Origin of the sequence: Agromyces sp. ISL-38 (assembly GCF_018613935.1) — a bacterium.
Classification (GTDB): domain Bacteria; phylum Actinomycetota; class Actinomycetes; order Actinomycetales; family Microbacteriaceae; genus Agromyces.
This window is the reverse complement of the sequence record NZ_JAGGPF010000010.1, coordinates 336,223-348,893: the sequence shown is the minus strand read 5'-3', so window position 1 is coordinate 348,893 and position 12,671 is coordinate 336,223. Positions and strand designations below refer to the sequence as shown.

15 protein-coding genes, 2 tRNA genes and 1 pseudogene are annotated in these 12,671 nt (G+C 69.6%); 10 read left to right on the top strand and 8 right to left on the bottom strand.

Annotation, left to right across the window (positions count from 1 at the left end):
- Positions 1 to 30: 30 nt before the first annotated feature.
- Entirely contained in the window at positions 31 to 303 is a 273-nt protein-coding gene (locus J7E25_RS11850; RefSeq protein WP_214870336.1) for a hypothetical protein, read from the top strand.
- Between the two features lie 146 nt (positions 304 to 449).
- Here J7E25_RS11850 and J7E25_RS11845 read toward each other — a convergent pair whose 3' ends face one another.
- The 3 genes and pseudogenes from J7E25_RS11845 to msrA all read right to left on the bottom strand — a co-directional run bounded on the left by J7E25_RS11845 (position 450) and on the right by msrA (position 2,305).
- Entirely contained in the window at positions 450 to 947 is a 498-nt protein-coding gene (locus J7E25_RS11845) for a hypothetical protein (protein ID WP_214870335.1), read from the bottom strand.
- Positions 948 to 1,035: 88 nt separating this feature from the next.
- Complete coding sequence (gene ssb / locus J7E25_RS11840) at positions 1,036 to 1,596, bottom strand: single-stranded DNA-binding protein (protein WP_214870334.1); 561 nt, start codon at positions 1,594 to 1,596, stop codon at positions 1,036 to 1,038.
- A 183-nt stretch (positions 1,597 to 1,779) separates the two neighbouring features.
- Positions 1,780 to 2,305 (bottom strand): annotated as a pseudogene (gene msrA / locus J7E25_RS11835) (peptide-methionine (S)-S-oxide reductase MsrA).
- Positions 2,306 to 2,322: 17 nt separating this feature from the next.
- Here msrA and J7E25_RS11830 point away from each other — a divergent pair.
- From J7E25_RS11830 to J7E25_RS11820, 3 genes are all read left to right on the top strand, one after another.
- A complete protein-coding gene (locus J7E25_RS11830) occupies positions 2,323 to 3,330 on the top strand; it encodes an aldo/keto reductase (RefSeq protein ID WP_214870333.1) in 1,008 nt (335 codons plus the stop codon).
- A gap of 134 nt (positions 3,331 to 3,464) precedes the next feature.
- Positions 3,465 to 3,719 carry a hypothetical protein gene (locus J7E25_RS11825; protein ID WP_214870332.1) on the top strand — a complete coding sequence of 85 codons (255 nt, stop codon included), beginning with the start codon at positions 3,465 to 3,467 and terminating at the stop codon, positions 3,717 to 3,719.
- A gap of 74 nt (positions 3,720 to 3,793) precedes the next feature.
- The gene (locus tag J7E25_RS11820) at positions 3,794 to 4,438 is read left to right on the top strand and encodes a hypothetical protein (RefSeq protein ID WP_214870331.1); all 645 of its coding nucleotides are present in this window, start codon (positions 3,794 to 3,796) and stop codon (positions 4,436 to 4,438) included.
- Positions 4,439 to 4,471: 33 nt separating this feature from the next.
- Here J7E25_RS11820 and nadE read toward each other — a convergent pair whose 3' ends face one another.
- On the bottom strand, positions 4,472 to 5,293 hold the full coding sequence (gene nadE / locus J7E25_RS11815) for an ammonia-dependent NAD(+) synthetase (protein WP_214870330.1): 822 nt from the start codon (positions 5,291 to 5,293) through the stop codon (positions 4,472 to 4,474).
- A 136-nt stretch (positions 5,294 to 5,429) separates the two neighbouring features.
- On the opposite strand from nadE, the gene J7E25_RS11810 reads away from it, so the two are divergent.
- The 6 genes from J7E25_RS11810 (at position 5,430) to J7E25_RS11785 (ending at position 9,329) form a co-directional block, all read left to right on the top strand.
- A complete protein-coding gene (locus J7E25_RS11810) occupies positions 5,430 to 6,650 on the top strand; it encodes a cation:proton antiporter (protein WP_214870329.1) in 1,221 nt (406 codons plus the stop codon).
- A gap of 31 nt (positions 6,651 to 6,681) precedes the next feature.
- A tRNA-Arg gene (locus tag J7E25_RS11805) sits at positions 6,682 to 6,754 on the top strand.
- A 151-nt stretch (positions 6,755 to 6,905) separates the two neighbouring features.
- Positions 6,906 to 7,526, top strand: a complete 621-nt coding sequence (gene orn / locus J7E25_RS11800; RefSeq protein ID WP_214870328.1) for an oligoribonuclease — start codon at positions 6,906 to 6,908, stop codon at positions 7,524 to 7,526.
- A 43-nt stretch (positions 7,527 to 7,569) separates the two neighbouring features.
- Positions 7,570 to 7,645 (top strand) — tRNA-His (locus J7E25_RS11795).
- Between the two features lie 49 nt (positions 7,646 to 7,694).
- Complete coding sequence (locus J7E25_RS11790; protein WP_129520747.1) at positions 7,695 to 8,042, top strand: metallopeptidase family protein; 348 nt, start codon at positions 7,695 to 7,697, stop codon at positions 8,040 to 8,042.
- Positions 8,043 to 8,072: 30 nt separating this feature from the next.
- Complete coding sequence (locus tag J7E25_RS11785) at positions 8,073 to 9,329, top strand: hypothetical protein (RefSeq protein WP_214870327.1); 1,257 nt, start codon at positions 8,073 to 8,075, stop codon at positions 9,327 to 9,329.
- A 47-nt stretch (positions 9,330 to 9,376) separates the two neighbouring features.
- Here the strand turns inward: J7E25_RS11785 and J7E25_RS11780 are convergent, their stop codons facing one another.
- From J7E25_RS11780 to J7E25_RS11765, 4 genes are read right to left on the bottom strand one after another with little or no spacing between them, the layout of a single operon-like run.
- Entirely contained in the window at positions 9,377 to 9,634 is a 258-nt protein-coding gene (locus tag J7E25_RS11780) for a hypothetical protein (protein WP_214870326.1), read from the bottom strand.
- A gap of 16 nt (positions 9,635 to 9,650) precedes the next feature.
- Entirely contained in the window at positions 9,651 to 10,352 is a 702-nt protein-coding gene (locus tag J7E25_RS11775; protein ID WP_214870325.1) for an ATP-binding protein, read from the bottom strand.
- Positions 10,339 to 11,118 carry an energy-coupling factor transporter transmembrane protein EcfT gene (locus J7E25_RS11770; protein WP_214870324.1) on the bottom strand — a complete coding sequence of 260 codons (780 nt, stop codon included), beginning with the start codon at positions 11,116 to 11,118 and terminating at the stop codon, positions 10,339 to 10,341. The genes J7E25_RS11775 and J7E25_RS11770 overlap by 14 nt, the downstream gene beginning before the upstream one ends.
- A complete protein-coding gene (locus tag J7E25_RS11765) occupies positions 11,115 to 12,671 on the bottom strand; it encodes an ABC transporter ATP-binding protein (protein ID WP_214870323.1) in 1,557 nt (518 codons plus the stop codon). The genes J7E25_RS11770 and J7E25_RS11765 overlap by 4 nt, the downstream gene beginning before the upstream one ends.

Sequence of the window (12,671 nt, the reverse complement as noted above, 5' to 3'; positions counted from 1 at the left end):
TGAGCGGCTGCCCGTCGGAAGGATGCCGCCATGATGGACCCGCTCGCCGAGCTCGCCGCCGCTCCGCCGCTCGACCTCGCCGCCGCCGCGCCGGACGCTTTCGACGGTTGGGAGGAGCTCGCCGAACCGGGCATCCGCCGTGTGCGCGTCTTCACCCGGCGCGACGTGACGGCCGTCCTCGTCGCGGGCCCGAAGCTCTACGACGTCGTCGCGGTCCGCGGTTCAGAGCGGCGGGTACTCGTGCTCCAGCTCGGCGAGCTCGACGGCGCGTTCGCGGCGCTCGCCGAGGGCGTCGACCCGTAGCGCGCTGGCTCTCGGTCGCGCGAGGTCGGCGACCGCGTTCACGCAAGGCCCCGCCCGGCCTTGCCTGCCGGGTGCACTCCATGAGAATTCGACTCGACGACCGACAGTTAGTAACTAGCGTGGCGGATTGTAATCCGCCATATCGCCTACCAGTCTATGGGGCGCGTCTGGCCTACGAGACAGGTGCCGGTGCCGAGCGGCGGGCGCACCGCGCCGTGGTAGCCGCCCGATTTCGGCCCGTACTGGCCGACGAGGCATTCGCCTTGGAAGAGCACCGAGAACTGCACCGAGTCGGCCTGGAGGTCGACGGTGGTTCGGTCGGCGGTCACCTGCATCTGCGACTTGTCGAACCCGGCGGCGACCAGGGCGTCGATGAAGTCACGGCCTCCCGCTGCGGGATTCGCCGTGGCAACGGCGATGCCCACGGTGTCGAAGTAGGCGAGGTTCTCGGATGCCGACAGCTCGGGCCGCAGCGACGGAGGCAGGCTCGTCGGCTCGGGGCGGTCCGTCGACAGCGGCACCGCCGCCGTCGTCGTCGGCGGGACGGTCGGATCGGGGGCACCCCCGGTGCACCCGGCCACGCCGATGATGATCGCGACCCCGGCGAACGCCAGGGCCGCCGCTGAACGGATTCGCCGAGCCATCGTTCCCCTGTCCGGCGGTGGTGGCGACCGCCCCAGCAGAGTCTATTCGGTGCGTTCGACACTGCCCGGGCGGCCGCGCCGGGCCCGATCAGGCGACGGCTCCGACGCGCTCCCGGTCACCGCCGGGTTCGAATCCGTCAAGGCCGTCGGATGCGTCGTCGGCCGCGGCCTCGGGCTCATCGCCCACGGCGGCGCCGGCGGCCGACGTGGCCTCGGCGACATCGGGCCATCCGGCTGCCTCGCCCGCCTCCGCGGCGACCGGCTCGTCGCCGCTGCCGCCCGTGGTACGCGCCAGTCTCACCTTGGTGAACGTCGACACACCCCATGTGAGGTCGTGACCGATCGCGTCGGCTTCGATCTCGACGGCGGTTCCGGACTTCTCGCCCGTCTCCCATGCGCGCAGCCGCAAGCGCCCGTGCACGACCACGCGCTCGCCGCGAACGATCGACGTGCTCGCGTTGAAGGCGAGCTGGCGGAATGCCGAGACCGTGTACCAGTTGGTCTCGCCGTCTTCCCACGTGCCCTTGCTGCGGTCGAAGTAGCGCCGGGTGGACGCGAGGCGGAAGGACGTGATCGCGAGCCCTTGGCTCGTGACGTGGTGCTTCGGGTCGCTTCCCACGACTCCGGTGACGGTGATGTTGTCGGTCATGTGCACTCCTCGGTTCGACACCGCCGCGAATCGGCGGCTCGCGGCATCCGGGGCGCCCTCGTGCCGGACGACGCCCCGGACCCGCGTCGCACCAGCATCACGCGTGTGCCGTGGCATCCGGGCGCCATGGAAAGCTCTTGTGCAGAGTCGGCCAGTCGAGACCGCTGTCGAGGAGAAGTGCGGCTACGCCAGTACGTATTCGGCGTAGGAGCGACGGATCTTGTTGATCTTCGGCAGCGCCACGGCGAGGCAGTAGCCTTGGCCGGGACTCTTGGCGAAGAAGTCCTGGTGGTACTCCTCGGCGTCGTGGAAGTCGCCGAGCGGCTCGATCGTCGTGACGATCTCGCCCGGCCACCACTCGGCCGCCCGCGTGCGAGCCTGCTCGAAGAGCTCGCGCTGCTCGTCGTTGGCCGGGAACATCGCCGAACGATACTGGGTGCCCACGTCGGCCCCCTGGCGGTTCAACTGGGTCGGGTCGTGCAGCGAGAAGAACACGTCGAGGATCACGTCGCGCGGGATGACGGCCGGGGTCGAACTCGACCCGCACTGCCTCGGCGTGGCCGGTCGTGCCGGTGCAGACAGCCTCGTAGTCGGGGTGCCGGGTCTGCCCGCCCGTGTAGCCCGACACCACATCATGGACGCCCCGAAGCGTGCGGTAGACGGCGTCGAGACACCAGAAGCAACCGCCGGCGAGAACGTAGCTTTCCATCGCTCTAGAGTATCGGGATGAGCTATGTCGCCACCCCCGAACGGTATGAACGGATGCGGTACAACCGCGTCGGACGAAGCGGCCTGAAGCTGCCGGCACTCTCACTCGGGTTGTGGCACAACTTCGGCCACGACCGCCCGCTCGACACGCAGCGCGCCATCGTGCAGCGGGCCTTCGATCTCGGCATCACGCATTTCGACCTCGCGAACAACTACGGGCCGCCCGCCGGAAGCGCCGAGGAGAACTTCGGGCGCATCCTCGCGAGCGACCTCGCGCCCTACCGCGACGAGCTCATCATCTCGTCGAAGGCCGGGTACGACATGTGGCCGGGGCCCTACGGCGACTTCGGATCGCGCAAGTACCTGCTCTCGTCGCTCGACCAGAGCCTCGGCCGGCTCGGGCTCGAGTACGTCGACATCTTCTACTCGCACCGTCCCGATCCCGAGACGCCCATCGAGGAGACCATGGGCGCGCTCGCGACCGCGGTGCGCCAGGGCAAGGCCCTCTACGTCGGCATCTCGAACTACTCCCCCGACCAGACCCGTGCGGCGGCGGCGGCCCTCCAGGCCGAAGGGGTTCCGCTGCTCATCCACCAGCCGCGCTACTCGATGTTCGACCGGCACGTCGAAGACGGCCTCTTCCCGGCACTCGAGGAGGTCGGTGCGGCCAGCATCGTGTTCTCACCGCTCGCGCAGGGGCTCCTCACCGATCGGTACCTCGCGGGCGACGTGCCCTCCGGCTCACGGGCGGCGACGAGCCGATTTCTCTCGGCCGACCGCATCAGCCCGGAGTACCTCGAGGCCGCTCGAGCGCTCGACGGCGTCGCGCGCGAGCGGGGGCAGACCCTCGCTCAACTCGCCCTCTCGTGGGTGCTCCGGCAGCCGCTCGTCGCGAGCGCGATCATCGGCGCCTCGAGCGTCGCCCAGCTCGAGCAGAACGTCGCGGCCCTCGACTCCCCGCCGCTCACCGAAGAGGAGATCGCCCGCATCGAGCCTCACGCCGTGCACGGCACGGCGATCGGCTGAACGGGCCTGCACCTCACCGGCGACGCTGCGCTTCGGCGTGAGCGGCTCGGTCACGAAAGGTGGCGAGCGGATGTCGGTGGGGACCCATACTCTCGTGGCACACCCGCAGGGCCGGCTGCGACGAGAGGAGCGACATGTCCGTCATCACCCTCGCGCCACCCCGCGAGCCGTTCCCCATCGACCTGCCCGGACTCCTGATCTCACCTGCCGGCCCCGAGCTCTGGCGCGTCGCCAAGCCGGCCGGAACGGTGCTCGGGCACATAGAGCGCCGAGATTCGGGCGGTGGTGTCGAGCGATACCGCGCGAGACGCCTGCTGCCCGGCGGCATCCGCTCGATGGATCTCGGCGAATTCTGGTCTCCGCTCGACGCCGCCGAGTGCTTCCGGTGACGGCGGTGCACTCGAAACGGGGCACGCCGCGGCGGCTCGAGGCGCCCACGCCGAGCGCGGGATAACCTACGGCCATGCAGTGGTGGAACGACATTCTCTCCTGGCTCGACTCGAGCGCGGCCCGTCCGACGGTCTTCGCGGCGGTGGTGCTGTTCATCGCGGTTGTTGCCGCCGGACTCCTCGCCGCCTGGATCGCGAGCATCGCGATCAGGCGCGTCGTCGCCCAGCGTGACCGCGAGGTCAAGACCGCTGCGATCTCGGCGCTCGTCGATGCCGCGACCGAGGCCTCGGTGTGGAATTCGCTGACACCCCAAGAGCAAGTGCTCGCCGACCGGAGCGTCGGCCAAGCCGACATCCTGGTGCGACTGCTGCCGCTTCGCGGCTCGGATGTCGCGGCGAACTGGGCGGCGCACCAGCTCCACGAGTTGAAGCGCGCCTCCGCGACGTTCGGCTACCAGCTCGATCCGGCAGTCGTGGAGTTCCGCGACCGACTCATCGAATGGCAACGGCATCCGTCTCGCACACGCCGCCAATTCCAGAACGACCTCACCCGCTGGCGTTCACAGCGGCCCGAGCCCGAGCAGGCCGCCATCGAGCAGCAGGATGCCTGGGTCGCCGAGCAGCACCACGATCGCTATCGCGCGCCCGTGAGCGTCGCCGAGAAGGCGAGTTCGGCGACGGCGCCCACACGCACACTCGAGACCGAGTCGCCGCGCTGACGAGAGCGCGGCGAGACCGAAGGGTCGTCTGCCTCAGATCCACCAGTCGTCGAACATCGACACGGGAACCGCGCGCTTGTGGCGCGTCTGCAGGTACCTCGCCTCGATGAGCTCGGCCACGTCGGGGTCGATCTCGCGTCCCTCGAGGAACGCATCGATCTCCTGATACGTGAGACCGAGGTTCGCCTCGTCGGCCTGGCCGGGGTCGTCGTCGAGCAGGTCTGCGGTCGGAACCTTGACGTACAACCGTTCAGGCGCGCCGAGATACTCGAGCAGGGCGCGGCCCTGCCGCTTTGTGAGCCCGGTCAGCGGCAGGATGTCGGCTCCGCCGTCGCCGTACTTCGTGAAGAACCCAGTGACCGCCTCCGCCGCGTGATCGGTTCCGACGACGAGCAACGCGCCTTCACCGGCAAGCGCGTACTGCGAGACCATCCGCATGCGCGCTTTCACGTTGCCCTTTCCGAAGTCGCTGAGGGCAACCCCGTTGGCGTCGAGGAACTCCTCGAGGAGTCCGTCGACACCGCGCTTGACGTTGAAGACGATCGTCTCCTGGGGCTCCACGAAACCGAGGGCGATCTGGGCATCGACCTCATCGTGCTGCACGCCGTACGGCAAGCGCACCGCGACGAAACGAGCGGCGTCGCCTTCGGCGATGAGCTCCTCGACGGCGAGCTTGCAGAGTCGTCCGGCGAGCGAGGAGTCCTGCCCGCCGCTGATGCCGAGGATGAATCCCTTCGCGCCGGTGGTGCGCGCGTAGGCCTTCAGGAAATCGACGCGCGAGCGAACCTGCTCGGCGGGGTCGATGACCGGACTGACATTGAGTTCCGCGATGATTCGCGACTGCAGGTCTCGCATGTCACGACGATACCGCTGGCATGTTTCCTCGGCGAAACACGACGCGTCGCGGCATCTGCTTGCCTCCCCTGCCGAGCCGGGCGGCTCCGATAGCATCGCGGCAGGCGCACATGGCTGCGCCGGCAGGAGGCGCGGTGTGGAGGTGTCCCTCGGCACGATGGTGCTGATCCCCGCGATCGCCGTCGCAGCGCCCCTCCTCGTGCGGGCGATCGGCCGCTGGGCGGCGATTCCCCTCATCGTCTTCGAGATCGTGCTCGGCCTGCTTCTCGGACCTGCCCTGCTCGGCTGGGTCCAACCCGACGACTTCACAAGCCTCCTCGCCGACTTCGGCCTCGCGATGCTCTTCTTCCTCGCCGGCAACGAGATCGACTTCCGTACGATCCGCGGCAGGCCCATCTCCCGCGCCGCGATCGGATGGCTCATGTCGCTCGCCGCCGGTATCGGCATCGCGGCACTCCTGGCGCCGAATCTGTCAGCCGCGGTGTTCATCGGGATCGCCCTCACCTCGACGGCCCTCGGCACGATCATGCCCGTGCTCCGCGATTCGGGCGATCTGCGCACCCCGTTCGGCATCGCCGTCATGGCGCTCGGAGCAGTCGGCGAGTTCGGGCCGCTCCTCGCGATCTCGCTGTTCCTCAGCGGGCGCTCGGAACTGCTCGCCGCGGGGCTCCTCGTCGCGTTCGCGGTGATCGCAGGGCTCGCGATCTGGCTCGCCTCGCGCGGTGTCGGACGACGCATGAATGCGATCATCGCCGCGACACTGCACACGAGCGGGCAGTTCGCGGTGCGCCTCGTGGTGCTCGTGCTGCTGTCCCTCGTCGCGCTCAGCATCGCCCTCGGGCTCGACATGCTGCTCGGAGCATTCACGGCCGGCGTGATCTATCGGATGCTGCTCGACGGTGCTCCCGAGCACGATGCCGAGATCGTCGAGACGAAGATCGAGGCGGTGGGGTACGGGTTCCTCGTGCCGGTCTTCTTCATCAACACCGGGGTGACCTTCGATCTCGTTGCACTGTTCGCCGACCCGCGCACCCTCGTATCGCTGCCGATCTTCCTCGGGCTGTTCCTCGTCGTGCGCGGGATTCCATCGCTGCTCGCCGCACCGCCCGGATCGAGCCGACGCGACCTCGCGGCGACGGCGTTCTTCGGCGCGACCGGGCTCCCGATCATCGTGGCCGTGTCGGCGATCGGCGTCGACCAAGGGGACCTCTCGAGTGGCACGGCCGCGGCCCTCGTCGGCGCCGGAATGCTCTCGGTGCTGCTGTTCCCGCTCATCGCGCTGGCCGTGCGAGAGCGGCGTTCGAGCGAGGTCGGCCGTCCCCAGGTGGACGACCCCCACCTGCCGACTGAGGGCTGATCCGACCGAGGCCGGTATGCTGGCCATGCCGGCCCCCGTAGCTCAGCGGATAGAGCAGCAGCCTTCTAATCTGTCGGTCGCAGGTTCGATTCCTGCCGGGGGCACCGAGATGCGAGCCACGCCACGCATGATCCGCGCGGGAGCTCGTGATTCAGCGATCGGATCCGCGCGCTGCGCGCGCTGACAGAGTCGAGGAGCCGCGCGAGCGTCGATACGGCGTCCGGCGGTGTCCGAGCCCGCCGGTAGACTCGCCGCATGGCATCACCGAGCGACCGACTGGTCTGGATCGACTGCGAGATGACCGGCCTCGACCTCGACGTCGATGAGCTCGTCGAGATCGCGGTCGTCATCACCGACTACGATCTGACTCCCGTCGACGCGGGACTCAGCATCGTGATCAAGCCCGACGCGAGCGCGCTCGAGTCGATGGGTGAGTTCGTGCGCACGATGCACACTGAGTCAGGACTCATCGAAGAGATCCCCAATGGCGTGAGCGTGGCCGAGGCGGAGTACGAGGTGCTCGAGTACGTGTTGAAGCATGTGCCCGACGAACAGAGGGCGCCGCTCGCCGGCAACTCGATCGGCACCGACCGCGCGTTCCTCACGAAGTACATGCCGCGCCTCGATGCGCACCTGCACTATCGCAACGTCGACGTATCGTCGATCAAGGAGCTCGCCAAGCGCTGGTACCCGCGCGCGTACTTCAATTCGCCCGCCAAGAACGGCGGTCACCGCGCCCTCGCCGACATCCTCGAGTCGATCCGCGAGCTGGAGTACTACCGTCGCGCGCTCTTCGTGGCGGCGCCCGGTCCCACCAGCCAAGACCTTCAGGCGCTCGCGACCTCCGTGGTGGACGAGTTCGACAGCAAGTTGTAGTAGTCTCTTTGAGTTGCCTGATCACTCCGGTGGTCGTCACATGGTGGGTATAGCTCAGTCGGTAGAGCGCCTGGTTGTGGTCCAGGAGGTCGCGGGTTCAAGCCCCGTTACTCACCCCAATTGCCCTCGTCAGTTGCCTGATCCCGTAGGCCTCGATCGGAGCTGGTCGTGGAACTCGATGCCGAGGCCTTCGAAGCGATCGTCGTCGACGAACTCGACGAGTTGCCCGATGACATGGTCGACGGGCTCGAGAACGTGGTCTTCGTCGTCGAGGACCGCCCCGAAGATGGCACGCTCGACCTGCTCGGGCTCTACGACGGCTGGGCACTCACCGAACGAGACCGCTACGGCTTCGGCGAGACCCCCGACCGCATCGTGCTCTACCGTGAGCCGCTGCTCGCGATCTCGAGCGACGAGGAGCAGTTGCGCGAGGAGATCCACGTCACCCTCGTGCACGAGATCGCGCACTTCTACGGCATCGACGACGCCCGCCTGCACGAGCTGGGCTGGGCATGACGTCGCTCGGGCTCGGGATACGCTGAATCCATGAGCCTCGCCCCCGGCCGCATCGTCGGCATCGTCGTCGGTGCGCTCGCAATCCTCGGCATCGGCGTCTACGGCCCGGCGATGCTCCTCGGCCCCCTCCCCGACGTCACCGTGAAGGTCGAAGGTGCTGCGGATGCCGCGGGCGAGCCCGCCGCTCCCATCGTGCTGTCCGACACCGGCGCCAACGCGCTCGCCGTCATCGGCGACGACGGCTCAGCCGAGACCCTCGCTCTCGGTGGCGAGGCGGGCGTGGTGCCGATCGGCGGCGCGGCGAAGCTCGTGGCGGTGCTCGCGACCCTCGAATCCCTGCCCCTGCCCGACGACGGGGCCGGACCCGGCATCCCCATCGGCCCGGCCGACTACACCGACTACCTGAAGTACTCGGGCGAGGGCTCCCGCACCCTGCAGGTGTCGCCCGGCGAGACCTGGACCGAGCGCGACGTCGTGCGAGCTGTGCTGCTCGCATCGAGCAACAACCACGCCGACACGCTCGTGCGCTGGGCGTTCGGCGGCGTCGAGCCGTACGTCGTGGCGGCGAACGACTGGCTCGCCGCACACGGATTCGAGTCCACCCGGGTCGACGATGCGACCGGGCTCTCGGGCGAGAACGTCGGCACGGCCGAGGAGCTGACGCGGCTCGTGGCACTCGCCCTCGCCGACACCGAGATCGCGGAGATGTTCGAAGGGTCTGCGACTCCGGTTCCGGGCGCGCGGAACGTGCCCGACATCGCCGCCCACCTCGGCAACGAAGGCGTGCGCTCGATCTCCCGCAGCTTCACCGATCAGGCAGGCCTCTGCCTGCTCTTCACCGCCGAGACTCCCGCCGCCGAGGGCGACGAACCACGGCGGATCGTCGGCGCCATGCTCCGCATGCCCGACTACGAGACCCTCGACCCGGCGGTGCTCGCCGCGCTCGAATCCACGAAGGCCGTAGCGCAACCGGTCACCGTGATCACGTCGGGAACGACGTACGCCGACGTCGAGGCTCCGTGGGGCGATCGCGGTGAGCTCGTGGCGTCGACCACGCGCACAGCGGTCGCCTGGGGCGCTGCGCTCGGCGCGGCATCCGTCACGGTGGAGCCGTTCGCCACCGCGGCGAAGGGCCGCAACGTCGGCCGCGTGGCAGTGCCGACGGCCACGGGCGAGATCGCGTCACCGCTCGAGCTCAGCGCCGACATCCGCGATCCAGGCCCGCTGTGGCGCCTGAGCCACCCGGTCGAACTCATCTCGGCGTTCATCGCCGACCAGGAGCGATGAACGGGCATCGATTCGCTCTCCGCACGGCTGATGCTGCGCCGGATGCCTCAGTCGTTCTCGACGTCGGACTGCGCCGGATCTGAGTCGTCGGCGTCGAAGCGGAACCGCACGCGAAGCTGGCCGTTCACCTCGCGCTGCTCGACTGCGTCGTACCAGAACACCGACTCGAGGCCGTCGACCGCGGCGAACATGCCGACTCGTGACTCGGGCTTGCCGCCGACGAGTACGCGATGCTCGAACTCTCCTTCGAGCGGCCCGTCGAGGAACTCCGCGACATACTGTGCACCCACGGTGTCTGCACTCATGTGACTACCGTATCGCTCACGCCCGCGCCACGGCAGACGGCGCGCTTTGTGCAGACGCCGGCTCCAGGCGGCCGTCATCGGTGCGGCGCACACGAACCGTCGCCCGCCGCTCTGGGGCCGTGCGATGCACGTACCGCCGCCATTGCTGCTCCCAGATGGCCCAGAACGGGTCGTACCGGCCGCCGTCACGTTGGAGCGCACGGCGCTTACGGAGGGCGTCGGGCGCCGCGACCCACACGTGCACCGCATCAGGCGCGAGCGCACCCGCTGCGAAAGCCCCACACCCTTCGATGATGAGCGCACGGCCGGGACGTCGTCGCTCGAGGGCGCCCGGAGCATCGGCCACCCAGTCCCAGCGGATCCAGCGACCGACACCGCCTCGACGGAGCGGCGGAACGAGAGTTCGGGCGAGGTCGGATCCGGCGCGAGCCAGCCCGTTCCAGCCCCGGTACGCATCGTCGAGGCGCACGAGCGACGGCGCCGGACCCGGCCACCGCTCGAGCACGGCATCCGCGAGCGTGCTCTTGCCGGCGCCACTCGGCCCGTCGATGAGCACGATCGGCGCGCGGCGGCCCCGCACCGAGGCGAGGATGCCGCGCACCGCCGAAGCCGCGACGATCGGCTCGAGATCGGGGTCAGGGCGCTCGGCGACAGACGTGTCAGGGGCGGCGGCGGCGTCCGGCTCGGGCGTACGCACCGGCCGGTCACGACCAGACAAGGTTCCAGCTACCCGTGACCACTGCCGCGGTGACCGATACAGCGGCAACGAGGCATCCGACTGCGATCACGACCCATTCGGTGCCGCCGAAGTGCACACGGCGCGCCCATGTGCGCTCGGCGGAAGCTCCGAATCCGCGCGCCTCCATCGCGGTGGCGAGGGTACTGCCGCGGCGGATGGCGAGCACGAGCAGCGCGAAAGCCTGGCCGAGGGAGCGACGGATGACGCCGCGGTCGGCTACGCCGCGCGCACGGCGCGCGAGAGCGAGCGTGCGCCAGTCGTCGATGCTCGATCCGACGAGCCGGAGCGCCGCCAAGGCGCCGAGCACGAATCGCGCCGGCAACCGGAGCGTCTGGGCAAGGCCGTCGGCGAAGTCGGTCGGATCGATCGTGAGGAAGAGCACGACCGCGGGCAACGCGATCGCGATTACGCGGGTCATGGTCGCGAGGCCGATCTCGAGCGATCCTTCGCTGATCCGGATGAGCCCGAACTCCCAGAACGTCGCACCGGACGGCGCACCGTAGAGCACCATGCTGAGGCCCGTGAGTGGAGCTGCGATCCACACGGGAAGCGTGCGTGGAGACCAGAGCAGCGACCCGAGCCCGATCGCCATGAACACGATCAGCTCGCACACGATCGCAACCCCCGCAGAGACCGGGTCGAGTGTGAGCACGAGCGCGATGCTGAGCGGGATCGTCGCGGCGACCTTCGCGACCGGATTGACGGCGGCGAGCGGGAGGTCGGGGCGGACCATGCCGATGCTCATGCGCGGACCCCGCGTTGCGTGCCCTGCGAGGCGCTGTCACCATGCGGCGCAGAAGCACTGCCGACTCGCTCATCGCCGTCGTCCGACGGAGCGGCGAGGACCAGGCGCGTGTCGGCCACGGCCTCGACGAAGGTCTCGTCATGCGTGACCGCGACGACGCCGACGCCCTCATCGCGGAGCTCGACGATGAGGCGGGCGAGCTCGCGCCAGGTGTTCGCGTCCTGACCGAACGTCGGCTCATCGAGCACAAGCATGCGGGGGCGGCTCGCGAGCACCGTCGCCACCGACAGCCGGCGCTTCTCGCCCCCCGAGAGGGTGAACGGGTTCGCGTCGGCGAGGGGGTCGAGGCGAAGCGCGTCGAGCATTCGGTCGACCCGTGTCGTGCGCTCGCGCGACGACAGCTTGAGCGCCCGCGGTCCCACCTCGAGCTCGGCGCGCACACTCCCCGTCAGGAACTGGTGCTCGGGGTTCTGGAAGACCGTGCCGATGCGCGTGAGCAGGTCGCGCGAACGCCACCTCCACGGCTCGGAGCCGAGGTCGCCGGCGAGTGCCGCGCGCGCAGCGAGCTCACCGCCGTCGGGCCGCACGAGTCCTGCGAGGGTGAGTGCAAGCGTCGACTTGCCCGCACCGTTCGGGCCGGTGACGGCGAGGATGCGGCCGGCGTCCACGCGCGTGTCGATCCCGCGCTGCACCGGGTCGCCCGGCACTCGCGCGACATCGAGCGCCGCGGTGGCCATGAGCGGCTCAGGGGGCGCCGAGCCCGGCGCGTGAGCGCGCCACGGGACATCCGTCGGAAGCCAGACGCCTGCCGCACGCAGCTCTCCGCCGCGATCGCTGAGGACGTCGGCCGGGCGACCGTCGGCGATGAGCCGACCTCCCTGCCCCAGCACGACCACGCGGTCGACGACCGGCAGCCATACCGAGACCCGGTGCTCGATGACGACGAGTGTCGCGCCGCTCTCATCGGCGACCCTGGCCACCGCATCGCGCACCTCTCGCACGCCGTCGGGATCGAGGTTCGCCGTCGGCTCGTCGAGCAGGATCAGGCCAGGTCGCATCGCCAGCACTCCAGCGAGCGCAAGACGCTGCCGTTGGCCACCCGAGAGATTCGCGGTGGAGTGCGGGTGCGGCAGCCGCAAACCGACCGCGTCGAGCGCATCGGCAACCCTCGGCCAGATGGCATCTGCGGGCACGCCGAGGTTCTCGAGACCGAATGCGACGTCGTCGCCGAGCCGCGCCATGACGAGCTGGCTGTCAGGATCCTGCAGCACGAGACCCGATCGGCCTCGGGATGCCTCGGGCGGTCGCCCATCGATGAGCAGCTCGCCCCTCGACTCGCCGTCCTCGTCACCGCCGAGCACACCCGCGAGACCGTGCAGCAGCGTGGACTTGCCGGAGCCGGATGCCCCGAGCAGGAGCACCCGCTCCCCCGGCGCGATGCGAAGGTCGAGGCCGGCGATCGCGGCGTCCCGCCGGCCCCCGTGCCGCCAGCCCCATCGCCGCGCCTGGATCTCCACTGGGCGGGCATCGGCGACGGGCTCGCCGGTGCGCAT

Coding starts and splice junctions, on each gene's coding strand:
- nadE (WP_214870330.1), bottom strand. CDS start 5,293: ATGCGAGACCTGCAGTCGCGAATCATCGCGGAACTCAATGTCAGTCCG.
- orn (WP_214870328.1), top strand. CDS start 6,906: ATGGCATCACCGAGCGACCGACTGGTCTGGATCGACTGCGAGATGACC.
- J7E25_RS11785 (WP_214870327.1), top strand. CDS start 8,073: ATGAGCCTCGCCCCCGGCCGCATCGTCGGCATCGTCGTCGGTGCGCTC.
- J7E25_RS11820 (WP_214870331.1), top strand. CDS start 3,794: ATGCAGTGGTGGAACGACATTCTCTCCTGGCTCGACTCGAGCGCGGCC.
- J7E25_RS11830 (WP_214870333.1), top strand. CDS start 2,323: ATGAGCTATGTCGCCACCCCCGAACGGTATGAACGGATGCGGTACAAC.
- J7E25_RS11845 (WP_214870335.1), bottom strand. CDS start 947: ATGGCTCGGCGAATCCGTTCAGCGGCGGCCCTGGCGTTCGCCGGGGTC.
- J7E25_RS11780 (WP_214870326.1), bottom strand. CDS start 9,634: ATGAGTGCAGACACCGTGGGTGCACAGTATGTCGCGGAGTTCCTCGAC.
- J7E25_RS11770 (WP_214870324.1), bottom strand. CDS start 11,118: ATGAGCATCGGCATGGTCCGCCCCGACCTCCCGCTCGCCGCCGTCAAT.
- J7E25_RS11850 (WP_214870336.1), top strand. CDS start 31: ATGATGGACCCGCTCGCCGAGCTCGCCGCCGCTCCGCCGCTCGACCTC.
- J7E25_RS11825 (WP_214870332.1), top strand. CDS start 3,465: ATGTCCGTCATCACCCTCGCGCCACCCCGCGAGCCGTTCCCCATCGAC.
- J7E25_RS11765 (WP_214870323.1), bottom strand. CDS start 12,671: ATGCGCACCGGCGAGCCCGTCGCCGATGCCCGCCCAGTGGAGATCCAG.
- ssb (WP_214870334.1), bottom strand. CDS start 1,596: ATGACCGACAACATCACCGTCACCGGAGTCGTGGGAAGCGACCCGAAG.